The 25131-nt window shown below is 67.2% G+C and carries 26 protein-coding genes and 1 riboswitch; of the genes, 20 read left to right on the top strand and 6 right to left on the bottom strand.

The genetic code is table 11. The annotated features are described in order from the left end of the window. The first annotated feature begins 48 nt into the window (after window positions 1–48). The 8 genes from KHC24_RS13855 (at window position 49) to KHC24_RS13820 (ending at window position 8729) form a co-directional block, all read left to right on the top strand. Window positions 49–1158, top strand: a complete 1110-nt coding sequence (locus tag KHC24_RS13855; RefSeq protein WP_213363855.1) for a M24 family metallopeptidase — start codon at window positions 49–51, stop codon at window positions 1156–1158. 6 nt (window positions 1159–1164) lie between these two features. Continuing rightward, entirely contained in the window at window positions 1165–2301 is a 1137-nt protein-coding gene (locus KHC24_RS13850) for a M24 family metallopeptidase (protein ID WP_213363854.1), read from the top strand. Between the two features lie 26 nt (window positions 2302–2327). Then, window positions 2328–2768: an ester cyclase gene (locus KHC24_RS13845; RefSeq protein ID WP_213363853.1), complete on the top strand. Its 441-nt coding sequence runs from the start codon at window positions 2328–2330 to the stop codon at window positions 2766–2768. After that, window positions 2765–4120: a M20/M25/M40 family metallo-hydrolase gene (locus KHC24_RS13840; protein ID WP_213363852.1), complete on the top strand. Its 1356-nt coding sequence runs from the start codon at window positions 2765–2767 to the stop codon at window positions 4118–4120. Before KHC24_RS13845 ends, KHC24_RS13840 begins: the two co-directional genes overlap by 4 nt. Before the next feature lie 410 nt (window positions 4121–4530). Further along, window positions 4531–5070: a TRAP transporter small permease subunit gene (locus KHC24_RS13835; RefSeq protein ID WP_213363851.1), complete on the top strand. Its 540-nt coding sequence runs from the start codon at window positions 4531–4533 to the stop codon at window positions 5068–5070. Between the two features lie 60 nt (window positions 5071–5130). Further along, entirely contained in the window at window positions 5131–6543 is a 1413-nt protein-coding gene (locus tag KHC24_RS13830; protein WP_213363850.1) for a TRAP transporter large permease, read from the top strand. A gap of 285 nt (window positions 6544–6828) precedes the next feature. Further along, window positions 6829–8199 (top strand): multidrug effflux MFS transporter, encoded by a 1371-nt coding sequence (locus KHC24_RS13825; protein WP_246546885.1) that lies wholly within the window; start codon window positions 6829–6831, stop codon window positions 8197–8199. Between the two features lie 275 nt (window positions 8200–8474). After that, the gene (locus KHC24_RS13820) at window positions 8475–8729 is read left to right on the top strand and encodes a DUF1236 domain-containing protein (protein WP_309299375.1); all 255 of its coding nucleotides are present in this window, start codon (window positions 8475–8477) and stop codon (window positions 8727–8729) included. 15 nt (window positions 8730–8744) lie between these two features. On the opposite strand, the gene KHC24_RS13815 is transcribed toward KHC24_RS13820, so the two are convergent. Next, window positions 8745–9263 (bottom strand): NUDIX hydrolase, encoded by a 519-nt coding sequence (locus tag KHC24_RS13815; RefSeq protein ID WP_213363849.1) that lies wholly within the window; start codon window positions 9261–9263, stop codon window positions 8745–8747. Window positions 9264–9328: 65 nt separating this feature from the next. Between KHC24_RS13815 and KHC24_RS13810 the strand changes: the two genes are divergently transcribed. Then, window positions 9329–9727, top strand: a complete 399-nt coding sequence (locus KHC24_RS13810) for an MAPEG family protein (protein ID WP_213363848.1) — start codon at window positions 9329–9331, stop codon at window positions 9725–9727. Window positions 9728–9855: 128 nt separating this feature from the next. Here KHC24_RS13810 and KHC24_RS13805 read toward each other — a convergent pair whose 3' ends face one another. After that, window positions 9856–10065 carry a hypothetical protein gene (locus KHC24_RS13805; RefSeq protein ID WP_213363847.1) on the bottom strand — a complete coding sequence of 70 codons (210 nt, stop codon included), beginning with the start codon at window positions 10063–10065 and terminating at the stop codon, window positions 9856–9858. 93 nt (window positions 10066–10158) lie between these two features. Beyond that, window positions 10159–10974: a phosphatase PAP2 family protein gene (locus tag KHC24_RS13800; RefSeq protein ID WP_246546883.1), complete on the bottom strand. Its 816-nt coding sequence runs from the start codon at window positions 10972–10974 to the stop codon at window positions 10159–10161. A gap of 224 nt (window positions 10975–11198) precedes the next feature. Here KHC24_RS13800 and KHC24_RS13795 point away from each other — a divergent pair, with 224 nt between their 5' ends. The 6 genes from KHC24_RS13795 to KHC24_RS13770 all read left to right on the top strand — a co-directional run bounded on the left by KHC24_RS13795 (window position 11199) and on the right by KHC24_RS13770 (window position 17681). Next, window positions 11199–13481, top strand: a complete 2283-nt coding sequence (locus KHC24_RS13795) for an MHYT domain-containing protein (protein WP_213363925.1) — start codon at window positions 11199–11201, stop codon at window positions 13479–13481. Window positions 13482–13531: 50 nt separating this feature from the next. After that, a riboswitch (TPP riboswitch) is annotated at window positions 13532–13669 on the top strand. A gap of 49 nt (window positions 13670–13718) precedes the next feature. Beyond that, on the top strand, window positions 13719–14753 hold the full coding sequence (gene thiO, locus KHC24_RS13790; RefSeq protein WP_213363924.1) for a glycine oxidase ThiO: 1035 nt from the start codon (window positions 13719–13721) through the stop codon (window positions 14751–14753). Continuing rightward, window positions 14731–14928 (top strand): sulfur carrier protein ThiS, encoded by a 198-nt coding sequence (gene thiS, locus KHC24_RS13785; RefSeq protein WP_213363846.1) that lies wholly within the window; start codon window positions 14731–14733, stop codon window positions 14926–14928. The genes thiO and thiS overlap by 23 nt, the downstream gene beginning before the upstream one ends. A 1-nt stretch (window position 14929) precedes the next feature. Continuing rightward, window positions 14930–15766, top strand: a complete 837-nt coding sequence (locus KHC24_RS13780) for a thiazole synthase (RefSeq protein ID WP_213363845.1) — start codon at window positions 14930–14932, stop codon at window positions 15764–15766. Window positions 15767–15859: 93 nt separating this feature from the next. Then, window positions 15860–16465, top strand: coding sequence for a thiamine phosphate synthase (locus KHC24_RS13775; RefSeq protein WP_213363844.1), 606 nt, complete (start codon window positions 15860–15862; stop codon window positions 16463–16465). A 277-nt stretch (window positions 16466–16742) separates the two neighbouring features. Further along, window positions 16743–17681, top strand: coding sequence for a 2-hydroxyacid dehydrogenase (locus KHC24_RS13770; protein WP_213363841.1), 939 nt, complete (start codon window positions 16743–16745; stop codon window positions 17679–17681). A gap of 36 nt (window positions 17682–17717) precedes the next feature. On the opposite strand, the gene KHC24_RS13765 is transcribed toward KHC24_RS13770, so the two are convergent. Then, window positions 17718–18989 carry a coiled-coil domain-containing protein gene (locus tag KHC24_RS13765; protein WP_213363839.1) on the bottom strand — a complete coding sequence of 424 codons (1272 nt, stop codon included), beginning with the start codon at window positions 18987–18989 and terminating at the stop codon, window positions 17718–17720. A 312-nt stretch (window positions 18990–19301) separates the two neighbouring features. Next, on the bottom strand, window positions 19302–19892 hold the full coding sequence (locus KHC24_RS13760; protein ID WP_213363837.1) for a DUF1134 domain-containing protein: 591 nt from the start codon (window positions 19890–19892) through the stop codon (window positions 19302–19304). 299 nt (window positions 19893–20191) lie between these two features. On the opposite strand from KHC24_RS13760, the gene chpT reads away from it, so the two are divergent. The 5 genes from chpT (at window position 20192) to KHC24_RS13735 (ending at window position 24283) form a co-directional block, all read left to right on the top strand. Next, on the top strand, window positions 20192–20833 hold the full coding sequence (gene chpT, locus KHC24_RS13755; RefSeq protein ID WP_213363836.1) for a histidine phosphotransferase ChpT: 642 nt from the start codon (window positions 20192–20194) through the stop codon (window positions 20831–20833). A gap of 128 nt (window positions 20834–20961) precedes the next feature. Beyond that, window positions 20962–22071 (top strand): chemotaxis protein CheW, encoded by a 1110-nt coding sequence (locus KHC24_RS13750; protein ID WP_213363834.1) that lies wholly within the window; start codon window positions 20962–20964, stop codon window positions 22069–22071. Between the two features lie 232 nt (window positions 22072–22303). Then, on the top strand, window positions 22304–22738 hold the full coding sequence (locus tag KHC24_RS13745) for a hypothetical protein (protein WP_213363833.1): 435 nt from the start codon (window positions 22304–22306) through the stop codon (window positions 22736–22738). Between the two features lie 76 nt (window positions 22739–22814). Then, entirely contained in the window at window positions 22815–23192 is a 378-nt protein-coding gene (gene copM, locus KHC24_RS13740; RefSeq protein ID WP_213363831.1) for a CopM family metallochaperone, read from the top strand. 230 nt (window positions 23193–23422) lie between these two features. Further along, a complete protein-coding gene (locus tag KHC24_RS13735; RefSeq protein ID WP_213363829.1) occupies window positions 23423–24283 on the top strand; it encodes a class I SAM-dependent methyltransferase in 861 nt (286 codons plus the stop codon). A gap of 55 nt (window positions 24284–24338) precedes the next feature. On the opposite strand, the gene ctrA is transcribed toward KHC24_RS13735, so the two are convergent. Continuing rightward, the gene (gene ctrA, locus KHC24_RS13730) at window positions 24339–25040 is read right to left on the bottom strand and encodes a response regulator transcription factor CtrA (protein ID WP_213363828.1); all 702 of its coding nucleotides are present in this window, start codon (window positions 25038–25040) and stop codon (window positions 24339–24341) included. Window positions 25041–25131 lie beyond the last annotated feature (91 nt).

Here is a 25131-nt window from a genome sequence, read left to right as displayed (position 1 = left end):
TGAAGCGCGGCGCCTTAATATCACTGCATGCAGATAATGGATATGCCCATGCTCCGTGATTCCGCCGAACCGTTTTCACCACCGCCCGGCTTCGCCCGGCTGCGCCGCCTCATGCAGGAGGAAAATCTCGATGCAGTGATCGTCGGGCCGAGCGCCAGCTTTCGCCAACTCATTGGCCGCGATGCGAATCTCACGGAACGCCTGGTCGCGCTCCTGCTGACGGCGCAGGGTGCCACCATCATCGTCCCGCGCCTGCAGGCTCCGCTCTATGAGCACCTGCCGTTCGCCTGCGCCGTCTGGGACGAGCATGAGGACCCCACCCTCATTGCATGCAGGATCCTGCGCGAGCAAGGTTGCCGCACCGTCGGCGTCAATCGCGAGTTCTGGGCCGGCTTCCTGCTGCGCCTGCAACGCCATGCGCCGGAGATCGCCTTCGGCAGCGCGGCGGCGCTCGACCTGATGCGGGCGATCAAGACCCCGGCCGAGATCGACGCCCTCGCCCGCGCCGCGCACCGGCTCGACGCGGTATGGGTCCGCTTCCTCGACGACTATCCGGTACTGACCGGCCGAACCGAGCTCGAACTGCGCGCCGCTATCGCCGCGCTGATGCAGCAGCACGGCTTCTCCTCCACCGCCTGGATCGACGTCGGCGCCGGCGTCAACGGCGCCTCGGCGCTGCATCACGGCTCGGACTATGTGATCCAGAAGGGCGATCCTGTGGTGTTCGATTTCGCCGGCGTGTTTGAGGGCTGGTGCGCCGACATTTGCCGCATCGCCACCGCCGGCGCGCCGGAGCCGGACTATCTCGCCGCCTATGCCGTCCTGCTCGACGCGCAGGAGGCCGCCTTCCAGGCCATACGCCCCGGCGTGCTTGCAAGCGCGCCCGACGCGGCGGCGCGCGCCGTCCTCGCCGCCGCCGGCTATGGCGAGGCCTTCACCCATCGCGTCGGCCACGGCATCGGCCTTGACGCGCATGAGGAGCCCTATCTGGTGCGTGGCAGCGAACTGCCGCTCGCCATCGGCATGGTGATGTCGGACGAGCCGGGCATCTATCTGCCTGGCCGCTGGGGCATGCGCGTCGAGGATATCGTCGCGCTGACCCCGGACGGTCCCGTCCGCCTCACCCAGGCCCCACATTCCCTCGCCATCCAGAAGTAGCCGCAGATGACCCCAGCCCCCATCTTCCCGCCCCGCTTCCCGGTCGACGAATTCCGCTCCCGCCTTGCCGCGCTACGCGCCATCATGGCCGAGCGGCGGGTCGATCTGCTGGTCGTCGACCAGTTCGAGCACATGGTCTATTTCGGCGGGCATCTGCCGACCGCCGCCATGTATCAGGCGCTGCTCGTTCCGCTCGCCGGCGAGCCGGTGGCGGTGATCCGCGCGCTCGACGCGCCGGTGTTCAGCGAAACCAGCTGGCTCTCCGACTGCGTGGCGATCGGCGACGGCGATAACCCGGTCGCCGTGGTCGCGCAGACCATCATCGCGAAGAGCCACGGTGCCGGCACCGTCGGCATCGAGCGCGACAGCCATTTCCTGACCGTCAACCGCGCGCTGGAACTCGAAGCCCGCCTGCCGGATGCGCGGATCGCCGATTTCTCCGGCGTCATGTGGGAGATGCGGCAGGTGAAGTCGCCGCTGGAACTCGCATGCCTCGAAGTCGCGGCCGAAATCTGCGACCGCGCTACCGCTGCCGGCTTCGAGGCTGCTGCCGCGGGAGTGAACGAGCGGGAGGTCTGCGCCGCCATCACCCGTGAAGCGCTGCGCTGTGGCGCCGACAACACCCGTCTGGTGCTGATGGCTTCCGGTCCCCGCTCGGCGGCGCTGCACGGGGCGCTCGGCCACCGCACCCTCGCCGAGGGCGACATCCTGCATGTGGAGATGGTGCCGCATTTCCGTGGCTACACCTCGCGCATCATGCGGCCGAAATCGATCGGCGCCCCCACCGACGAGCAGTTACGCACGGCGGAAGCGATGATCCGCATCCAGGATGAGCAGTTCCGCGCCATGAAGCCGGGCGCGCAGGCGCGCGAGGTGGACCGTATCCTGCGCGAGGGCATCCTCACCGCCGGCCTGCGCGACAGTTACACCAACGTCACCGGCTACACGCTCGGCCTCGTCTTCATCCCGCGCACCAGCGACTTCACCCGCGTCTTCCTCGCCGACAGCGACTGGCGGCTGGAGGAGAACTCGGTGTTCCACATGTACGCCTGGGCCGGCGGCATGGCCTTCAGCGAGACCGTCGTCGTCACGCCGGAGGGCGGACGATGCCTTACCCGCATGGAGCGCCGGCTGTTCAGCTGAACGCCGCCACGAGAAGGAACGACGCCATGTCCGCCGACAACGACTCCGCCGCGAGCAAACAGGTCATCTTCGATTATTACCGCCGCGTCTGGGAGGAGGGCGACGCCTCCGCCATCCCCGCGCTGTTCGCGCCCGGCTATGTCAACCATGCCGGCGCGCGCGGTACGCTGAAGGGGCCGGACGGCATCCTGGCCAATTACCGGTCGCTGAAGGACGCCTTCCCGGATGTCGCCTTCACGCTCGACATCGTGGTGTCGGAGGGCAGCCGCGTTTGCGCCTATTACACCATGACCGGCACGCATGAGGGCGCGTTCATGGGCATCGCCCCCACTGGGCGGGCGGTGACGGTGCCGGGCATCGGCATCTATGAGGTGAAGGACGGCATTATCGTCGAGAGCTGGGTGGTGCGCGATTCCCTGGTGCTGCTGCGCCAGCTCGGGGCCGACGTCGCCGTCAAGGCGGCATGAGGACGATCCCCGAGGGCTTCCTCGCCGACCTCGCGGCGCTGCTGGAAATTCCCGGCGTCGCCACCTGGGAGCACCGCCGTGCCGATCTCGACCGGGCGGCGGAATGGCTACGGCAGCGGCTGGAGCGCGCCGGCCTGCATGCAGGATGCCTCACGGACCTCCCCGGTCCCGCTTATGTCTATGCGCAGACCGAGCTTCGGCCGGAGCGCCCCACCTTGCTCGTCTACGGTCATTATGATGTCCAGCCGGCGGACAAGGCCGATGGCTGGACCGCTGATCCGTTCCGGCCCGATCTGCGCGATGGACGGGTATATGCGCGCGGTGCCGCCGACCAGAAGATGAACCTCCTCCTGCCGGTCTTCGCGCTGGAGGAGATCGACCCCGCCGCCCTGCCTTGGAATCTCAAATTCTTCTACGAGGGCGAGGAGGAGATTTTCAGCCCCCATCTCGACGCGGCGCTGGTGCGCTACCGCGAGCTGCTGCGCTGTGACGCGGTGTTCAGCACTGATGGTTGGCAGTACAGCCCCGATCAGGGCGATCTACGCCTCGGCCTGCGCGGTTTTTGCGGGCTGGAAGTCGCCGTTACCGGCCCGTCGCGAGACCTGCATTCAGGTACCTTCGGTGGCGCGGTGCCCAATCCGGTGCAGGCGCTGGCCCGCGCACTGTCGCATCTCCATGACGAGGAGGGCCGCATCGCGGTGCCCGGCTTCTTCGACGACGCTGTCCTGCCGGGCGAGGCCGAGCGGCAGGTGCTGCGCGAGCAGCCCGTCGACCGCGCCGCCTGGCTCGCCCGCGCCGGCCTGACGGACGAGGCCATCGCGCCCGACCTTGCCATAGACGAGGTGACTGGCCTGCACCCGACCATCGAGATCCACGCTCTGGAGGCCGGCCACTATGCGATGGGCCTGCGCACCATCGTGCCCTCCTCGGCTAGTGCCCGCCTCTCCTGCCGGCTGGTGCCCGGCCAGCGTCCAGACGCCGTCGCCGCGCTGGTCGGGGAGTTCCTTGAACGCATTATCCCCCTGCGGTTCGGCCGCCGCATCGCCGTGCTGCCGGGCAGTTCGCGTCCCTACCGCATCGCGCGCGAGGACCCGTTCCAAGAGCTCGCCGCGACGATCCTCGCCCGCGTGGACGGCCGGCCGCCGCGCACCAGCTATTCCGGCGGCAGTATTCCGATGCCGGGCGCCATGGCGTCGGCGCTCGGTGTCGGCACCATCCTGTTCGGCTTCGCCCTGCCGGATGAAAACATGCACGGCGTCGACGAATTTTGTCGCCTGACCGACATCGAACGCGGTCTCGCCGCTTGGCGGCGGCTGCTTCGACAGACGCCGCCAAGACCCCCTCAGCCATGAATTCTCCGATATCCTGATGGCAGATGGTCGTAAGGAGCGTGGCCTGATGAGATGTGCAGCAGGGACGTCGGCGTTTTCCATCCGTATGACCCGTCTCAATCGCGTCAGGCCGACATCGACGGATAAGGCCGTGCGCAGGTGACGCTGCCGCTCCGTTTCAAGCGTGGCGCTTACGTTACGGTGTCTGCAGTTTGAAGCTGTGTGCCACGAAGCTGCTTGCTTTCCCCAGCCGTTCGGTCTTTCTGCAAGAACGCCTGCCGTTAATGAGCGGGTGGTTGCATTCTCGCCGATGCAGGGAAAGCCGCGCAGGCGCCTGCCTGAGACGATCGTCTAGCTTGCGTGCCTGGCTAAAAACGGCGGAAGCAACGTAACAACCAGAAACGACGCCGAGTAAGAGGGGAAACGTTGCAATGAGTGGGCTTCTCGCCTGCAGTCGCGTGATCGACTGGGTCAATGAGCGGTTTGGCCGTGTCGCAGATTACTGCGTGCTCTTTGCCTGCCTGATCAGCGCCGGCAATGCGACTGTGCGCTACCTTTTCAGCTACAGCACCAACGGCCTCCTGGAGATCCAGTGGTATCTGTTCGGGGCCGTGGTGCTGCTCGGCGCGTCCTACACATTGAAGAGAAACGAGCACGTCCGGGTCGATCTCGTTTATATGATGCTATCTGATCGCGGGCGGCTGTGGGTCGACTCCATCGGATTCATCGTCATCCTGATTCCGGCCGGCCTCTATCTCACCTGGCTCAGCTTCCCCTTCTTCTGGCAGGCCTATGTCTCCGATGAGGTTTCGCAGAATGCCGGCGGCCTGATCCTGTGGCCGGCCAAGTTGCTGTTGCCGCTCGGCTTCTTTCTGCTCACGCTCCAGGGCGTGTCGGAGCTGATCAAGCGCATCGCGGCGCTGCACGGCGATATCGCCGTCGAGACCCACTACGAGAAGCCGCTGCAGTGATGCGGTACCTGCCGCGTCTGCCCGCCGCCTCTCTCCTTCCTCATCACGAGTGAGCCCGACATGTTCTCCCATGGCGTGATGCCCCCGCTGATGTTCGGCGGCATGATCTGTTTCATGCTGGCCGGCTTTCCCGTCGCCTTCTCGCTGGTCGCGGTCGGCCTTTTCTTCGGCTCGCTCGGTATCCTGACCGACCACTTCCACTCGAGTTTCCTGCAGGCGTTGCCGCTGCGCTTCTACGGCATCATCTCCAACGACCTGTTGCTGGCGATCCCGTTCTTCACCTTCATGGGTGCGATCCTCGAGCGCTGCGGCCTGGCCGAGGACCTGCTCGAAGGCACCGGAAAACTGTTCGGCCGAGTCCCCGGTGGTCTCGCTTATGCGGTGATCATCGTCGGTGCCATTCTCGGCGCCATCACCGGCACCGTCGCGGCCTCCGTCATCGCCATGGGCGTGATCTCGCTGCCGGTGATGATGCGCTACGGCTACGATCAGAAGCTCGCCACCGGCGTCATTGCCGCTTCCGGCACCATCACGCAGCTGATCCCGCCTTCGCTGGTGCTCATCGTGCTTGCCGAGCAGCTCGGCAAGCCGGTCGGGGACATGTATCTCGGCGCCATCGGGCCCTCGATCCTGCAGGTCCTGCTGTTCCTCGCCTATGTGTTCGTGCTGTCGTTCATCAAGCCGCAGCACATGCCGCCGCTGCCGCCCGAGGCGATCGGGGAGGGCGGATGGCCGCTGATCAAGCAGGTGCTGTGGGGCATGATCCCCTCCATCGTGCTGATCGCGCTGGTGCTGGGCACGCTGGCGCTGGGGCTTGCCACTCCCACCGAAGCCGGCGCTATGGGCGCGGTCGGCGCCATCGTGCTCGCCGCCCTGCACCGGCGCCTCAGCTGGAACCTTATCCGTCAGGCGATGGCATCCACCATGCGGCTCACCGCCATGGTGGTCTTCATATTGATCGGTGCCACCGTATTCAGTCTGGTGTTCCAGGGCATGGACGGTTCGCGCTGGATCGAACATCTGCTCTCGCAGCTGCCGGGCGGCCGTGTCGGCTTCCTGATCTTCGTGAACATATTTGTGTTCTTCATCGCATTCTTTCTCGATTTCTTCGAGATCGCGTTCATCATCATCCCGTTGCTGGTGCCAGTGGCGGTCAAGCTGGATATCAACCTGATCTGGTTCGGCGTCCTGCTCTGCGTGAACATGCAGACGGCGTTCATGCACCCCCCCTTCGGCTTCGCGCTGTTCTATCTGCGCGGCATCGCTCCGCCTTCGATCCGTACCTCGCAGATCTATTGGGGTGCGCTTCCGTGGCTGCTTATGCAGCTCATCCTGGTGGTGGTGGTGATCCTGTGGCCGGAATCGGTCACCTATTGGATCGATGCCGGTACAGGGATCGATCCCTCCACCATCGAGCTGAACATTCAGCCGTTCGACGCGCCGGCGCTGGACATGACGCCGCCGAAGTTCTGACCACTTGAGCGCCGGTCGTCTGAATGGCCGGCGCATCCCGTTCAAGCGTCAAATAGCTGGCTTTGCTGGCCAACTGTGCCGCGAATGGCTGCCGGACCGAGTTGAACGCACAGGCACGGTGGCCTGCCCGGGGCAGCGGGGAGGCGGTGCCGGCAGGATGCAGGAGAATGGGCGCACGGCCTGCGTCCTTGCCGGCGATTGCACAATCATGCCATCTGTCATAAATACGCGCTGCCAGCCGTGTATTCCTCCCGGCGTGCGCGAGATATGACGCCCTGAGCCTCCTTGGCCGGTGTTCGCGCGATCGTCCGTACTCCCTTCCGCTCAATTGTGCCCAAAGCTCGATTGCGCGATAAGGCGGGCTTCCAAGCCCGCCGCATTCTGGATATTTCAAGCATGAACTCTGCGCTTCCCACGCCGGATAATCCCCATCCCGGCATGGGGTTCAGGCAGTTCGTGGCATTCATCGCGATGATGATGGCCACCAACGCCATCGCCATCGATTCGATGTTGCCGTCGCTTCCCGAGATCGGGCGGGCATTGAACATCGATACCGCCAACCATACGCAGCTGATCATCACCAGTTATCTCCTGGGCTTCGGCGCGGCGCAGATCATCTACGGCCCGCTCGCCGACCGCTTCGGCCGCCGTCGCGTGCTGCTGGTGGGAATGGCCATCTATACGCTGGCATCGTTGGGAGCGGTTTTCGCGACCACGTTCGAAGTGATGATGGTGGCGCGCGTGCTGCAGGGCGTTGGTGCGGCGGCCACCCGTATCCTTGCCGTCGCCATCGTGCGCGACTGCTATTCCGGCCGGCAGATGGCGCGGGTGATGTCGCTGTCCTTCATTGTGTTCCTTGCGGTGCCGGTCATCGCGCCGTCGATCGGCCAGCTCGTCGTGCTGGTTGCTCCCTGGCGAGCGATCTTCGGCATGCTGCTGATTTTCGGATCGCTGCTGATCTTCTGGATCATGGCCCGCCTGCCGGAAACCCTGCATCCGGACGATCGTATCCCGATCTCCTATCGCGGCATCACCTATGCCTTCGGGCTGGTGCTGCGCAGCCGCATCAGCATGGGCTACATGTTCGCCATGACGATGATCATGAGCGGGTTGTTCGCCTTCATCACCAGCGCCCAACAGGTGTTTTCCGTCGTCTTCAATGCCGCCAGCCTGTTCACGCTGATCTTCGCCGGCATTGCCCTCTTCATGGCCATGTCCTCGTTCCTGAATTCGCGCATCGTCGAGCGGCTTGGCATGCGCCGGGTGTCGCATGCGGCGCTGCTCGGCTATCTCGCGGTCACCTGCATCCATGCCGTATTGGTGGTCATGGGGCATGAAACCCTGCTGCTTTTCTCGGTGCTGCAGGCCGTCACCATGTTCTTCTTCGGCCTCGTCGTGTCGAACTTCAACGCCATGGCAATGGAGCCGGTCGGCCATGTGGCCGGGACTGCCTCTTCGCTGCTGGGCTTCACCACCACAATTGGCGGGGCGATCATCGGCTCCAGCCTTGGTCAGATGTTCGACGGCACCACCCTGCCGCTCACGGTCGGCTTCGCCGCTTTTGGCGTTGCCGCTCTCGGCTTTGTGCTCTTCGCCGAACATGGCCGGTTGTTCCGGGCGCATTCGCATAGTACTTCGCCCCCAGCAAAGAAATAGAGGCAAATATATCCTGTAATTCCCGATTTATCTGCCCGATACGCCGATATTATTTCGTGTTGGGGGGCGGATGTCCGCGTTGTACCCACCTTCGTAACAGGTGCTGGGTAACAGGAGTGTATCGCGATACGTAACGCTGTTGTTGCGAGCGTTTTTTTCTAGCCGCTCCTCTTGCTGTTAATGCACAGCAGGGAGCGGGCGTTGTTGCCGGCGCGACTTCCGGCGCCGTAGGCGGTGCGATTGTCGGCGGTCCGGTCGGAGCGGTGGTTGGCGGCGTGGCCGGCGCTGAGGTCGGCGGCATTGCCGAGGATCATCGCACGCGCTTCCACCATTATGCCGTCGAGGAACGGGTACCTTCCTACAGCTGTGACCGCGAGGTGGTCATCGGTGCCGAGCTGCCGACGGCGGGTGTACGCTATTACGAGGTGCCTGTGGAAAATGGCGTCACCGAATACCGTTGCACGGTGGTGAACGACCAGACGGTCTTGGTCGATCCGCGCACCCATCGCGTGGTGCAGGTTCTGGAATAATCTCGCGGCCGGGCTTTACGTCGTCTCGGCAACCGGCTTCCCCGCTCCCTCGGGGAGGCCGGTTACGCGGTCGCGTTGCCGTCTAAGATCGCGAGCGACGTCAAGGATGAGTGCACCCAGGTCGGTTTCATCGACCAGAAGCGCCGCGTCTTCCGGAGGCAGCCATATCAATACGCGCTCGTTGCGCTCCGGCCAGTCGTCGAGCTGGCGCTTCACTTCCAGCAGATACACCGAGACCTGTACCAGCACGAATTGGCGGTCGATGCGCTTCCAGTAGCGATATTGCCCGGCGCGCTTGCGGATGACTTGCCCGACCAGCCCGGCTTCCTGCCGCGCTTCGATCTCGGCGGATTTCCAGTCCTTGCGTCCCTTGATCGGCCACCCCTTGGGAATGACCGGCCGGTGCGTCTCCCGCGAGGAGAGCACGAGCATCTCCAGCCGGCCGGCCTCCGACCAGCGATAGGCAAGCGCGGCGACCTGTGGCAGCGGATAGCCATGTGCCGCACGCTTCTTGCGTTGTTTGACCTTGTCCATGAGGGCATATGTAAACAAGTTCGGCGAATATTCGATCCTCGAATCCGGCCATGCGACGAAGCGACATGACGATCGAACTTACGATGCTCGGCTGGACGCTGGTGCTGGCGCTCCTGCAAATATTTCTGGCTGCGATGCTCCGGACCCAGGAGACTGGGCTCGATTACAATGCCGGGGCGCGAGACCGACCGGGGCTACCTGAGGGTGTTCTTGCCGGCCGCTTGCGCCGGGCGCAGGCCAATCTTTTGGAAACCTTGCCGCTGTTCGCTGCGGCGGTGCTGATCGCGCATATCGCCGGCCGGAACGGTACCGCGACCTTCTGGGGCGTCTGGTTGTACTTCCTGTCCCGCATCGCCTATGTGCCGCTTTACGGCTTCGGCGTGCCTTATCTGCGTTCCCTTGTCTGGCTGGCTGGCGTGCTCGGATTGGCGCTGATCCTGATCGCCATCCTGCGGCCCTGGTAGGTGGCGCCATCACGCAAGGCACTGGATCCGCTTGCAAATGTTACGCTCTTCAGCGCAGGAAGGTTCGGCCTTTGGTCGAACCTTCCTCGTTTTGGGCAACGGTGACGCGCTCCGCCCGTGGATCGTGGTTAGTGCTGATGCAGCAATGTGGCGAGTGCCTGGGCGACGCTGCGCGTCACCCGGCGCTTGTACTTGCGGTGCACGAGCTGGCCGTTGTGATAGATGTCCTGCTCGACATAGAGTTCCTCACCGTCCCAGCGCAGAATATTGTCGGACTGGGTGGTTTCGATGACCCCGATCTCGCGGATCAGATTGCCGTCGGGCGTGCTGGTGGACATGAGATCCTCCTCGATTGGCGTTCCTCACAAGGCTCTGGCGGCCCCGTCGGCACAGCATAGGCGCGGGGCGAAGCGGCCGCCAAGGGCTTTGCCTCAATTCGAATCCGCCGGCTCTATCTGTCCGCGCCGCTGCAGCCAGCTTGCGACCAGCCAGCACAGCAGCGCCCAGGCGCTGCCGGCACACCACCCGGCAAGGACGTCCGTCGGCCAATGCACGCCAAGATAGATACGGCTGAGGCCGATCAGCAGCGTCAGCCCCAGCGCTACCCCCAGCACATAGACCTTTATGCATCGCTTGCTTTCCGTGCGCACGATCAGAACACCGAGCGTGAGATAGGTGACGGCGGCGCCCATGGCATGGCCGCTGGGAAAGCTCAGTGTGTGGACATCGACTAGACGATCAACGATGTCGGGTCTGGGGCGGTTGAAGCCAATCTTCAGCGCGAAGCTGAGCAGCATCCCGCTGCTGGTGGCGATGAGCACGAACAGAGCGGCAGCGCGCTTGCCGTCCACGGCGAGGTAGCCGGCAGTCAGCAGGGTGAGGGTGGCGAGCCCGGTGGTGCTGCCCAGGCTGGTAAAGTCGCGCACCGCGATCTCCAGCCAGATCGGTCCGATCGGCAAAGCCGGGTTGCCGGCCTGACGGAACAGGAGCAGCACCGTTTCATCGAAGCCGCGGGTCTCCCCCTCGTGCACGCCATCGGCAATGAGGGCAAAGACCAGTAGGCCGGCGGCGGCCAAGGCCAGGATGAGCAGGCCGCCGATCTCGGCGGGGTTGGCGCTCCGGCGCGGCGGATTGGTTGGCGTGACGGACATGTCGTTCTCATGATGACGGATTTTTCGCCGGATGGGAACCGAAGCACGGTCGGGGTGTTTCTTCGTCACATTCACGACGGAGGCATTTATGTTCAAAGGTGGTCTGCTCTGGCTCCTTGGAATTCCCCTGCCGATCATCCTGGTCTTGTGGCTGCTCGGCTATCTGAACTGAATGATCCCGGACATCGCCGGTCTCTCCCCGCCGTTAAGCGGGAGGAGGGAAGAGTTTTAAAACATATGCGCGTAGGGGAAATCTCGAGAAGATGCAGGCGTGTGGGTGATGCCGCCGGGGTGTTCGTGGGAGTTGGGCAAAAGTGGAGATGCATGGCGTTGAGGAACACGACGTCGCACTGATGGGCCTGTCGGTCTTCATTGCGATGGCGGCATCCTATACCGCGCTCGACTTGGCGACTCGCATTCCGCCCGCCGTGGGCGCGGCACGGCGTTGGTGGCTATGCGCCGCGGCCGCGGTTCTCGGTGGCGGCATCTGGTCCATGCATTTCATCGGCATGATGGCGATCCGCCTGCCCATTCCGGTCGCCTATGACTCGCTGCAGACGTTGGCTTCCTTCATCGTCGCGCTGGTCGCCACCGGGGTGGCGTTCTATGCCGCGAGCCGCCGCGGCGGTCGACGGGCGATGCTGACCGGCGGCGTCGTCATGGGGCTGGGCATCGTCGGCATGCACTATGCCGGCATGGTGGCTATGCGCATGCAGGCGCGAGCAAGCTATGAGCCGATGCACATGGCGGTCGCCGTATGCGTGGCGATCGTTGCATCGACCGCGGCGCTTTGGCTCTCCTTCCGGCTTCACTCGACCGCGCAGAGGCTTGCGGCGGCCGCCGCACTCGGCATCGGCATTTCCGGCATGCATTACATTGCCATGGCCGGCTTTTCCATGGTTCCGGACATGTCGATTCCGGTGCCGGCCGCCGGCACCTTGGTGGGGTCGGGACAATTGGTGACTGCCGTCACCGCCTCGACGGTGGTGATCCTGTTCACGGCGATCCTGGCCGTCATGTATGATCGGCGCTCGGGCGTGATGGCGGATCACGCCGCGGCGATGGTGCGCGACAGCGAGGAACGCTTCCGTCACCTCTATCGCCACACGCCGCTGCCGCTGCACTCGCTGGGTGCCGATGGGCGTATCCAGCAGGTGAGCCATAGCTGGCTCGATCTCCTTGGCTATCGCGAGGAAGAGGTGACGGGTCGGCTGCTGACCGATTTCATGACGCCGGACTCCGCCCGCCGCCGCAACGAGGAGCATTGGCCGCGCCTGCTGAGTGCCGGGGAACTGCACGAGGCGGAATATACGATGGTCGCCAAGGACGGCCGTCACATCGACTGCGTTCTTTCGGCCGTCGCCGAACGCGATTCCGGGGGGCATCTCGTCAAGACGTTGTGCGGTCTCGTCGACGTGACGGAACGCAGGCGGGCCGAGGCGGCGCTGCGCCAGGCGCAGAAGCTGGAGGCGGTAGGACAGCTGACTGGCGGAATCGCCCATGATTTCAACAATCTGCTGGCGGTGATCGTCGGCAATCTCGAACTCGCGCGCCGCCGCTCGCAAGAGGATGAACGCCTGCGTACCTTGCTGGAAAACACCATGCAGGCGGCACAGCGCGGCGCCGCGCTGACCCAGCGCATGCTTGCCTTCGCCCGACGGCAGGATCTAAAGCCCGAGCCGGTCGACGTGCCGGAACTGGTGCTCAGTATGGCCGATCTGCTGCGCCGCTCGATCGGCCCGACGATCAATGTGGAAACCCGCTTTCCGCTTGGCCTGCCGAAAGCGATGGTCGATGCCAACCAGCTCGAACTGGCGCTGCTGAATCTGGTGGTGAACGGCCGGGATGCCATGCCGGAGGGCGGCACCATCGTGATCAGCGCCAGCGAGGCCAAGGCGGAGATCGTGGGGGAGGAGGCCGAGGCCAGCTTCTTCTGCCTGACCGTCGCCGACGATGGTATCGGCATGGACGAGACGACGCTGGCGCGGGCGACGGAGCCGTTCTTCACCACCAAGGGGGTGGGGAAGGGGACCGGGCTTGGCCTCGCCATGGTGCATGGGCTGGCGGCGCAGTCCGGCGGCCGGCTGACGCTCACCAGCCGGGCGGGGCAGGGCACCACGGCGTCGATCTATCTGCCGATCGCTCCCGGCTCTCGCGTCACTCTGGCGGCCCCGGCGGCGCCTGCCGTCCCGCCACCGCGGCGCGAGGACGGTTCGCAGCGGGTGCTGGTGGTCGATGACGATCAACTGGTGCTCTCCGCGACCGCGGCGATGATCGAGGATCTCGGCTACCAGGTCGTCGAGGCGAGTTCGGGCAATGAGGCGCTGATGCTGCTTGCCAATGGCGAGATCTTCGACGTCGTCCTGACCGACCAGGCGATGCCGGGCATGACCGGGCTGCAGCTCGCGGCGGCGATTGGCGAGCGTTTTCCGTTACTTCCGATCATTCTTGGCACCGGCTACGCGCAACTTCCCGATGGTGCCGATGCCCGTTTCCGCCGGCTTGCCAAGCCGTTCGGGCAAGATGCACTCGACCGGGTGCTGAGCGAGGTGCTGCATCGGCCGGTCGACAATGTGGTATCCTTATCCTCGCGCCAGGCGTGAGGGAATATTGTCGACCGCATCGTGACAGCGTGCCGGCGAATGATTATATCAAATGCGTCCGGGGGAGCCTCGTCAGGAGGCTGAGAGGCCATCGGCGCAAACGGCTTGAATATCAGCGTTTTGCGGCATGGCGACCCTTTGAACCTGATCCAGTTTGGACTGGCGGAGGGAGGCTGCATGAGCGATCCAATCACTCTCGATCATGACGAAGCGGCGACGGCCCGGGCCGCCAACGCCATGCGCGTCACCATTGTCGGCGCCGGCGTGGCGGGGCTGACCTGCGCCCACGCCTTTGCGCAGCGTGGCGCCCAAGTTACTGTTATCGAAAGGAAATCCGGCTCCGGGCAGGGATGTTCCTGGTATGCCGGCGGCATGCTGGCGCCGTGGTGCGAGCGCGAGAGCGCCGAGCCGCTGGTCGCCGAACTCGGCTTCGAGTCGCTCGACTACTGGCGCCGGGAAGTGCCGGGCGTGCCCGCCGAGGGCAGCCTCGTGCTGGCGCAGGCGCGCGATCTGCCTGATCTCAAACGGTTTTCCCGCCGAACCGAGGGCTATGAGTGGATCGACGGCGCCCGGCTCGGGGAGCTGGAGCCGGACCTCGCCGGCCGTTTCGAGCAGGGGCTGTTCTTCCCGACCGAGGCGCATCTCGAGCCGCGCAAGGCGCTCGCCGCACTCACCGGGCGGCTGGTTAGTGAGTATGGAGTTACCTTCCGCTACCAGTCCGACGTGTCCAGTGAGGTGTACGATCCGGCCAGCTCGTCCGCGCCGGTGGACGATGAGGCCGACGTGGTGCTGGATTGCCGCGGCCTCGCCGCCCGCGACGTGCTCGCCGACCTCCGGGGGGTGAAGGGCGAGATGCTGGTGCTCTACTCCACCGAGATTTCGCTGAAGCGGCCGGTGCGCATGCTGCACCCGCGCATTCCGGTCTATATCGTGCCGCGCGGCGACGGGCATTTCATGATCGGCGCCACCTCTATCGAGAATGACGAGCGCGGGCGGGTGACCGGGCGCTCGCTGCTGGAGCTGCTCTCCGCCGTCTATGCGCTGCATCCTGCTTTCGGCGAGGCAGAGGTCGTGGAGATCGGCGCCGATGTGCGGCCGGCCTTCCCCGACAACCTGCCGCGCATTCGCCGGCGGGGCCGCACGATCCTGGTCAACGGTTTCTACCGCCATGGCTTCCTGCTGGCGCCGGCGCTCGCCCGCCGCGCCGCGGAGCTGGCTTTCGACGGGACGCATTTCCCGGAGGTGATGGATGAAGATCGTCGTGAATGGTGAGGCGGCGGAAATCCGCGCCGCCACTCTTGCCGAGCTGATGGCCGAGCTCGGCTATGCCGATGCCATCGTCGCCACCGCCGTGAACGGGGCGATGGTGCGCAAGGCCAAGCGTGACGCAACCCCGATCGCCGCCGGCGACCGGGTGGAAATCCTCGCGCCCATGCAGGGAGGCTGAGATGGACGCCTATACGCCCCACACCGCCGCCGACCCGGTGGAATTCTACGGCACGCAGGTAAATTCGCGGCTGCTGCTCGGCACCGCGCAATATCCTTCGCCGGCGATCCTGGCCGAGGCGATCCGCGCCTCGGCGGCGGAGATCGTCACCGTATCGCTGCGCCGCGAATCCGGCGCGGCGAAAGCCGGGCAGTCCGAGCCTGGGAAAGCACTTGCCGGCCAGAGCTTCTGGCAGCTGATCCGCGACCTCGGCGTCAAAGTGCTACCCAACACCGCCGGCTGCAAGACGGTGAAAGAGGCGGTGACCACCGCCGAGATGGCGCGCGAGCTGTTCGACACCCCGTGGATCAAGCTGGAGGTGATCGGCGAGGACGACACGCTGCAGCCCGACGTGTTCGGCCTCGTCGAGGCGGCGAGGATCCTGACCCGTGACGGCTTCCAGGTGTTCCCCTACACCACGGACGACCTGATCGTCGCCGACAAGCTGCTTGCCGCCGGCTGCGAGGTGCTGATGCCCTGGGGGGCGCCGATCGGCTCCGGTCGCGGGCTGAACAACCCTTACGGCCTGCGCTCGATGCGGGCGCATTTCCCGCGCGTGCCGCTGGTGGTGGATGCCGGCGTCGGCCTGCCCTCGCATGCGGCGGCGGCGATGGAGTTCGGCTATGACGCGGTGCTGCTCAACACCGCCGTCGCCAAGGCCGGCGACCCGGTGAAGATGGCTCGCGCCTTCGCGCTCGCCATCGAGGCCGGGCGCGAGGGGTTCCGCGCCGACCCGATGGAGGCGCGCGACATGGCGGCGCCTTCCACCCCGGTGATGGGGCAGGCGCATTTCGGCTAGACGGCCCGCCTTGACGGCACGGGGACGGATGCCGCCGCCCCCGGCCGTGGCGAGACCTGCCCGCGGCAACGGCAAAACCAAGAAAGACGCCACATGAAGCTCGACCCCTTCTACCTGATCGTCGATCGCGCCAGCTGGCTGCCGCGGCTGCTGCCGCAGGGCGTGAAGCTGGTGCAGCTGCGCGCCAAGGACATGGAGACGGACGAGCTGCGGCGCGAGATCGCCGAGGCCAAGGCGGTGTGCGCGCGCTATGGCGCGCAGCTGGTGGTCAACGACTATTGGCAGCTCGCCATCGATGCCGGCTGCGACTTCGTGCATCTCGGCCAGGAGGACCTCGCTGAAGCCGACGTGCCGGCGATCCGCCGCGCCGGAATGCGGCTTGGGGTCAGCACCCATGACGAGGCGGAACTCGACACCGCGCTGGCGGTGCAGCCCGACTATGTGGCGCTGGGGCCGGTCTATCCGACCATCCTCAAGGCGATGAAATGGGCGCCGCAGGGGCTGGAGCGCGTGGCCGGATGGAAGAAGCAGGTCGGCGACCTGCCGCTGGTGGGCATTGGCGGCGTCAATCTCGACCGTGCCCGCGGCGTGCTCGACGCCGGCGCCGACAGCATCTCGGTGGTGACCGACGTGCTGCTGAACCCGCACCCGGAAGCCCGTGCCCGCGCCTTCGTCGAGCTGACCCGCGACTATGTGTGAGGGCGGAGGCGCGGTGCGCCTTCCCGACCCCGGCTTCGCCGGGGGCTTCCCCTCGCGAGAGGCTGACGCGGGGCAGCGTTTCGCGGATCGACGAGCCCATCATTCGGGATAAGACGGCCGGGCATGGCGACGTCTCGGCTGGACGGCGGTGCCGTCCGGCTGGGCGCGCTCGACATCGCAACAGACGCTTTGGCATGGCTCGCCGGAACGGTTCGGTGCGAGGATGCCGCGTCCGGCCGCCCGCGTTGCCGCCCTGTGCCTTGTTCTGGAGCCCGCCATGCCGATCCCGCTTCTCGTCATCATCGAACTCGCCGCGGAGGCGAGGTCTCGCCTGGAAGCGGCGGGTTTCGAGGTCGACAACGAACCGGATCCTCGCAGGCGTGCCGGCCTGATCCGCGAGACCGGCGCGCGGGTCCGCGCCGTGCTCACCAACGGCTCCACCGGGATCACCGCCGAGGAGATCGCCGCGCTTCCGAACCTCGAGATGATCTGCGCGCTCGGCGCCGGCTATGAACGGATCGACCTCGCGGCGGCGCGGGCGCGCGGCCTTGTCGTCACCCATGGCCCCGGCGCCAATGCCGCCTGCGTCGCCGACCATGCGATGGCGCTGCTGCTGGCGGCGGCGCGGGGAATCGCCACCGCCGACGCGGCGGTGCGATGCGGCGGCTGGGCGGAATCGCGCCAGCTCCGTCCGATGATCTCCGGCAAGAAGCTCGGCATTCTCGGCCTCGGCACCATCGGCGAACGGATCGCCCGGCGCGGTGGCGGCTTCGACATGCAGGTCGCCTATCACAACCGCAAGGCGCGCGAGGGGACGGAGTGGCTTTACCTGCCTTCCGTCACGGCGCTCGCCGCGTGGTCGGATTTCCTGGTGGTGGCGACGCCGGGCGGAGCGGCCACGGCGCATCTGGTGGACGAGGGGGTGCTCGACGCGCTCGGGCCGGGCAGCTTCCTCGTCAATGTTGCCCGCGGCAGCGTGGTCGATACAAGGGCGCTGATCGCGGCACTCCAGCAGGGGCGAATTGCCGGCGCCGCGCTCGACGTGGTGGAGGGCGAACCGGACGTGCCGCCGGAACTGATCGCGCTCGACAATGTCGTCCTGACCCCGCACATCGCCGGCCGGGCGCCGGAGGCGGTGCAGGCGACCCTCGGCCTGGTGATCGACAATCTACAGGCGCATTTCAGCGGCCAGCCGGTGCTTACGCCGGTGCCCTGATGTGGCGGCGGGTATTCGAGCGGGCGCCCGCACGCCCTATTCCGCCACCGCCCTATCCGACGGCACCAGCGAGACCGGCGAGTCTTGCCGCATATCATCCTGCCGCATCTGTTGCCGGGCCTGCTCCTGCAGCGCGCGGATGCGGTCGGCGAGCAGCGGCGCGCCGCCGGCGGGCGGATTGGCCGCGAGAATGGCTTCGATCGGCGAGCCCGGGCCTTCCAGCGTCGCCACCATGGCGGCGACCTCGACGCCGATCTCGCCGATGCGGGCCCGCAGCGCCGCCGCATCCGGCGTCCCGGCGCCACCCGCTTCCGGCCGCAGGGCGTCGAGGCGGGCCTGCACGTCACCACGCTCCGCCCGCGCCTTGGCGAGCGCGCCTTCCAGCATGTCGATCTCCGCCCGCAGCATGCGGGCGAGGTCGTTCGCCTGAGTGGCCGAGGTCTCGGCCGTGCCCTGCGCGGTGAGGGCGGCGGCGACGGCGCTGTCGGCCTGACGCAGCGCCTCGTCGCGGCGGGCCTCGGCGGTGCGGGTGCGCTCCGTGAGTTGCCCGGCCTCGATGCCCAGCGCCGCGAGATCGGTGGCGAGCACCTCGGCATGCGCGGAGGTCGTCTCGAACTCGATCTGCAGCGCCGCGAGGCGGGTGGTGAGTTCGGCGGTGCGGACGCGCTCGGCGGCGAGGGCTTCCTCGCTGTCGCGTAGCCGCACGCGGTCCTCGGCGAGATGGGTGGAGGTGGTGGCGAGGTGGCGGTCGAGATCGTCGACCCGCGTCTTCAGCGTCTCGCGCAAGGTCGTCAGCGCCGCGTTCTCGACCTCGAGGCCATTGGCGCGGGCCACGGTGTCGTCCAGCGTCCGGCGGGTGGCCAGCAGCGCGGTCTGGGTGGTCTCCAGCGTGGCACGGGTCTCGTCGAGCTGGGCGGTGCGCTCGGCGAGATCGGCGGCGAGGCCGGCATCATGGGCGGCGAGCTCGCTTTGCCGGGCCTGAAGCTCCTCGAAGCGGGCGGTGACGTCGGCAAGCGCGGCGGAGCGGGCGAGAAGCTCGCCATCCTGGGCGACGCGGCGCTCCCATTGCTCGCTGGTGCGGGCATAGAGCGCATCGACCTCGCGTTCGAGGCGGCGCAACTCGACGGCGTGGGCGGCACGCAGGTGGTCCTTGTCGGCCTGGATCTCGGCGAGGGTGACGGGAATGGCGTTCTCCACCCGCCGGCGCGTCAGCCGCACCGCCCGCCGCCAGATGGCCGGCAGGATCAGCAGGGCGAGCAGGGTCGCCGTCAGGAAGCCGATGGCGGCATACATGACCGCTTCGATCATGCGGCGACCTCATCCATTACGCGTGCCCCCGAAGGCGCATACCCATGCGCCCACACTAGAGCATGTCGGGCAAATGTTGAAACAACGTTGCAAGGGGCCGGGCTCCGGCCGGGCTCCAGCCCCTTGAATCCAGAGCACTTTCCGTCGAGCCGGCGACTTCCTCCGATCCGGGCGCGCCGCCGCCGGCCCGTATGGCCACTGCCGAAGCGCCGTCGCGGCGTCCGGTTCCGCCAGTCTAGGAGGGTTGACCGCAGCGCGGAACCACCCGGCATGCCGGCGCCCGGTCAATTCTTGCGATATCGCCCGGCCGGCTCAGAACGGGTTCCAGGTCGCGTTGGGGGTGAACTTCAGATAGCCGATATTGGCGCCGAGGCGCACGCCGACGCCGGAGCGGATCGGCACCACCACCATGTTGTCGCTGGCGAGCGCGGTCATGCCGAAGCCGGCGACGAAATAGGCCGAGCCGGAAATGCCGCCGAAGCGGCGGAAGATGTCGTTGATGGAATTGAGGTTGTACACCAGGATCATGGTGCGGGCGCCGTCGCCGCCGAAATCCCAGCCCAGCGACGGGCCTTGCCAGAACACCTTCAGGTCGCCGGCATTGCGGGTATAGAGCGTGCCCTCGCCGTAGCGCAGGCCGCCGACGAAGGCGCCGCCGCCCTCCTGGCCGAGAATATAGCCATTGGGCTGGCCCCACTGGCCGACCGCCTTCTCGATGGACAGGGCGAGGCCGCGCGAGACCTCGCCGAAGAAGCCGTGGCCGCGGGAGACCAGCTCGTCGGCGGAATAGGTACTGTTGCCGGACTGTTGCGGCTGCTGCTGATACTGCGCCGCCGCCGGGACGGCGAGGGCGGGAAACACCAGGAGCGACAGGCAGGCGAGAAGGGCGCGCAAGGTCGGCATGAGCGGTCTCACATTGGGAACGGGCTGACGTTCTGACATGCGTAGGAATTGGCGTGCGTGTGGATCGTGCGGCTCGCGGGAGACGGTGGACCGCCGAATCCCAACGTATCATTAACACGCAGATGGGCGTTAGGAAGGCAGCGGGCGCGCCGCGCCGCTTCAGTGGCGCCGCGACGGGCTGCGCCTGCCGGTTGGCGCGGCGGCGGGTGCGGTGTATCACCGCCTCCTGTCCGCCCGCGCCGGGTGCCCGGCGATTCGCGGGATGTTTTGTCTTTTCGCCTTGCCGTGACGGAGCCGCGATGACGACCGCCATCGACCTCGACAAGCTCGACCTCGCCGCCCTGCTGTGCTCGCGCGTCTGCCACGACGTGATCAGCCCGGTCGGCGCCATCGTCAACGGGCTGGAGGTGCTGGAGGACGAGGACGATCCCGCGATGAAGCAGTTCGCGCTGGAGCTGATCGCCAAGAGCGCCCGGCAGGCCTCGGCCCGGCTGCAGTTCTGCCGGCTGGCGTTCGGCGCCGCCGGCTCGGCGGGCGCGCAGATCGACACCGGCGACGCCGAGAACGTCGCGCGCGGCTTCATCCAGGACGACCGCACCAGCCTCGATTGGCAGGTGCCCCGCGCGCTGCTGCCGAAGAACCGGGTGAAACTGCTGCTCAACCTGCTGCTGGTGGCCGGCGCGACGATTCCGCGCGGCGGGCGCATCCATGTCGCGGGAAGCGGCGAGGGCGATGGCTTCCGGCTGCGTACCGAGGGCAGCCATGCGCGCATTCCTGCGCATCTGCCGACGCTGCTCGCCGGCCAGGTGGTGGAGGACGGGCAGATCGATGCCCACGCCATCCAGCCGCATTATACCGGCTTGCTCGCCCGCGAGGTCGGGGTCGCCATCACTTTCTCCATGGACGGCGAGGCGGTGCTGATCGAGGCGGCAGCACCCTGAGGGGCCGCTTCCTCCTTTCGTCTGACCCTCGGTCAGCGATCTTCAGAACCCGTTAACATTGACCAGCGACACTCGACGGTACCCCGAAAGGGAATTGCTCCCTTTCCGTGAGAGTAGCCGGTTCCGAGATGTCGCTGATCGAATCCCTCGCCCCGCTAGCTTCCCCCGCCCGTGCCGCCGGTGCCCCCGGCCCGTTGCCGGCGCGCGGGGACGCAACGGTCGGCGTGCTGGTGTTTCGCCTTGGCGGCATGCGCTTCGCCCTGCCATCCTCGCGCATCGTCAACGTGATGCCGCTGGGGCGCGAGCGCTTCGAGCAGCTCGCCCGCATGGCGGGAAAGGGCACGCTCGGCACCTCCGGCCTGCCGCTGATCCGGCTTTCCACCCGGCTCGGCCTTGCCGAGGCGAAGTCGCCCGAACGCGGCGCGCTGGTGCTGTTCGGCAGCGAGGGCAAGGTGCGGGCGACGGCGCTGATCGACGACGAGCCCGTGGACTCCCGTGCCGAAATCCAGCTGATGCCGGACGACTGGCGCAGCCGTTTCGCCCCCTGCGCCGACCTGATCGGCGGCGTCGCGCGCCTCTCCGACGGCCGGCAGGCGGCGATGCTCGACATGACCATCGGCGTGTTCGGCCGCAAGGCCGCCCCGCCGGCGCCGGAGGCGCATCTGGTGGTGCGCCGTGCCGGCCATGGTCCGGAGGCGGTGAGCGTCGCCAGCCTCAAGGCGATACGCTGCCCCGGCGAGATCGCCGGCCGCTCCTATCTGCTGCGCCTCGGGCGCGACGGCACGCCGGTGCCGGTGGAGGCCATTCTCGGCCTGGCGCCGGAGGGCCGGGTGGAAAGTGCCGGCCCCACGCGTCGGCTGGTCGCCGACGGGCACAGCTATCCGCTGCTGGAGCCGGGCCGGGCGCCGGCGGAGCGCGGCGTGGCGCGGGTGCTGCTGGTGATGCGGGACGGCCCGGCGCGGACGCTGGCGCAGGCGCTGGTGCGGGCGCTCGGCCATCACGTGTCGCTTGCCGACCATGAGCGGGCGCTGGAACTCGCTGCCGGCCGCTTCGACGTGGTGATCTATGACGTCGACGCCTATGGCGTGCCGACGGGTGCGGCGCCCTCGACGGCGCTGTGCCTCGCCCTGACCGGCCGGCCGGGTCGGCTGGAAGGCTTTGACGGCCATCTGCCGCCGGGCGATACCGCGCGGCTCGTCGCCGCCGGTCTCGGCTGGGGGCCGCGCTCGGCCTCGTGAGCCGCCGCGTCGCGCCTGCCATCCGTAGCCTGCCATCCGTAGCCTGCCGCCCGTAATTTGCCGCCCGACGATCCGGCGGCATTTTCCGATCGACCGGAGCCTATCCCGGAGGCGACAGGGCGAACTGACGCAGAAGTCATTCGGCTTGCGCGGCGCATGCTCTAATCTGGCTCCTCGTCGAAGCGGAAAGTGGAACCTCCCATTGGCAGTGCGCCGGATGGCCCTTGCGAGATTGATTGCCGCGCTGATCGCGCTGGCCTTTACCCTGACCGGCCCGGTGACGGCGGCGCAGGCAATGGCCGGCCGTATGATGGCGAGCGCCGTCGCAACGGATGGCACGACGACGAGCGCCGATATGGCGAGTGCCACCATGCCTTGCCATGAAGGCGTCGCCGCTGAAGCGGTGGCGGCGTCGATGCAGGGACACGACTCCAGGGCATACGACACCGGAGTACACGGTGCCGCCATTCGGGGCGGGGCGCCGCATGGGAGCGGGGCGCCGCTCTCGCATCTGTGCTGCGTGCTGACCTGCCTGATGGTGCCGCCGCTGACCGTTTCCCATTTCGCTTTGCCGCTTGCCACGGCAACCGTGCTCGCCGCGCCGCCGGCGAAGCCGCTGGCCGGGACCAGCCTCGCCCGGCCCGACCCGCCGCCGCGAGGCGCCTGAACGCCGATCGACTTTTCCTCGCGCCGGCCAGCCAAGTGCCGGGGCGCGTTTCGATCCCATTTCAGGAACTGATCTCATGAACACGACGCTCAAGGGCGGCCTTGTCGCCGCTGGTCTGCTTTTCCTCGCCGCGCCGGCCTTCGCCCAGTCCGCCACCATGCCCGGCATGGACCACGGCGGGCATATGGGCGGCGGCGACAGCGCCGCCTCCAAGGCCTTCGAAGCGGCCAACGCCCACATGCACCAGGGCATGAGCCAACCGATGACCGGTGATGCCGATATCGACTTCGCCCGCGGCATGATCCCGCATCACCAGGGCGCCATCGACATGGCCCGCATCGAACTGCAGTACGGCAAGGACCCGGAGCTGCGCCGGCTGGCCGAGGAGATCATCAAGGCGCAGGAAAGCGAAATCGCCTTCCTCAAGGCCTGGCTGGCCAAGAAGGCGAAGTGAGGAGGCGGGGCGACCACGCCGCGGCGACCGCGGCCTAGCCGCCAAACCGCGGCGACCGCGGCCTCGCCGCTTCGGCAGATACACGCCGCACAGGAAGGGCCGGGTCTGCCCGGCCCTTCACGTTTTCGGCGGCAAGGCGCGGCACGCGGGGGCGGCCCGGACGGGCGAGGGCGGGCGTGCTATGATGCCGCTGCGCGAGCACGCGAGGGGGCGGGCCCACGGAGGCCGCCATGCCGGGCAGTGACAGCGTATTCGCCGGCGCCGTTCCCGACATCTATGACCGACTGCTGGTGCCGGCGCTGTTCGCGCCCTTCGCCGCCGACCTGGCGCTACGGGTGGCGGCGCTGGAGCCCTATCGGGTGCTGGAGATCGCGGCGGGCACCGGCGCCGTGACCCGCGCGCTGGCCGAGCGGCTGCCGGCGCAGGCGCGCATCGTCGCCACCGATCTCAACCCCGCCATGCTGGAGACGGCGGCGCGGCATGGCCCCGACCCGCGCATCCGCTGGCAACAGGCCGACGCGATGGCGCTGCCCTTCGAGGACGGGGTCTTCGATGCGGTGATCTGCCAGTTCGGGGTGATGTTCCTTCCCGACAAGGCGCAGGGCCTGCGCGAAGTGCGCCGCGTGCTGGTGCCGGGCGGGACGCTGATGTTCAATGTCTGGGACCGGCTCGCCGTGAATGATTTCGCGCAGGCGACGACCGAGGCGCTGGCGGCGGTTTTCCCGAGCGATCCGCCGCGGTTCATGGCCCGCACGCCCTATGGCTATTCCAGCCTCGACAAGCTCTACGCCGATGTGGAGGCGGCCGGCCTCGCCGATTTCGCGGCGGCGGTGGTGAACCACACCGGCCGGATGGCCTCCGCCCGCGAACTCGCCATCGGCTTCTGCCAGGGTACGCCGCTCAGGGGCGAGATCGAGGAACGCGCGCCCGGCCGGCTCGACGAGGTGACCGAGGCGGTGGTGCCGATGCTGAAGGCGCGCTTCGGGCCGGGGACGATCGAGGGGCGGCTGCGGGCCATCATGGCGAGCGCGGTCCGGCACGATGACGGGCCGGGGCACCGGGCGGCGACGTTCCTGCGAGGGGAGGGCTGAAAAGCAAAACCCCGCCTCGCGGCGGGGCCGATATCCTGCAGCGATGCCGGGCGGTTCAGGCCGGGATGCGCTGCTCGTGCTCGCCGGCCTCGCGCAGCACATAGCCGCGGCCCCACACCGTCTCGATGAAGTTGTGGCCTTGCGAGGCGTTGGCGAGCTTCTTGCGCAGCTTGCAGATGAACACGTCGATGATCTTCAGCTCGGGCTCGTCCATGCCGCCATAGAGATGGTTGAGGAACATCTCCTTGGTCAGCGTCGTGCCCTTGCGCAGCGAGAGGAGCTCCAGCATCTGGTACTCCTTGCCGGTGAGGTGCACGCGGGCGCCGCCGACCTCGACGGTCTTGGTGTCGAGATTGACCACCAGCTCGCCGGTGGTGATCACCGACTGGGCGTGGCCCTTCGACCGGCGCACGATGGCGTGGATGCGCGCCACCAGCTCGTCCTTGTGGAACGGCTTGGTGAGATAGTCGTCGGCGCCGAAGCCGAGACCCTTCACCTTGTCCTCGATGCCGGCGAGGCCGGAGAGGATCAGGATCGGCGTCTTCACCTTGGCGACGCGAAGCCCTTTCAGAACGTCATAGCCGGACATGTCCGGCAGGTTCAGATCGAGCAGGATGATGTCGTAGTCGTAGAGCTTGCCGAGGTCGACACCCTCTTCGCCGAGATCCGTCGTGTAGACGTTGAAGCTCTCGGACTTGAGCATCAATTCGATGCTCTGCGCGGTCGCGCGGTCGTCCTCGATGAGCAAGACGCGCATGCCAATCCCCTTCCCTCGCCACGGTCCCCGGGGTTTCAGCGCACAATCGGACAACTCCCGTTCCGAGCGTCACCCCAACCCCGCGCCCGGC

This window comes from Ancylobacter defluvii, from assembly GCF_018390605.1.
GTDB lineage: Bacteria > Pseudomonadota > Alphaproteobacteria > Rhizobiales > Xanthobacteraceae > Ancylobacter > Ancylobacter defluvii.
The sequence above is the reverse complement of the archived record's forward strand: the minus strand, read 5'-3'. Positions and strand labels throughout refer to the sequence as shown.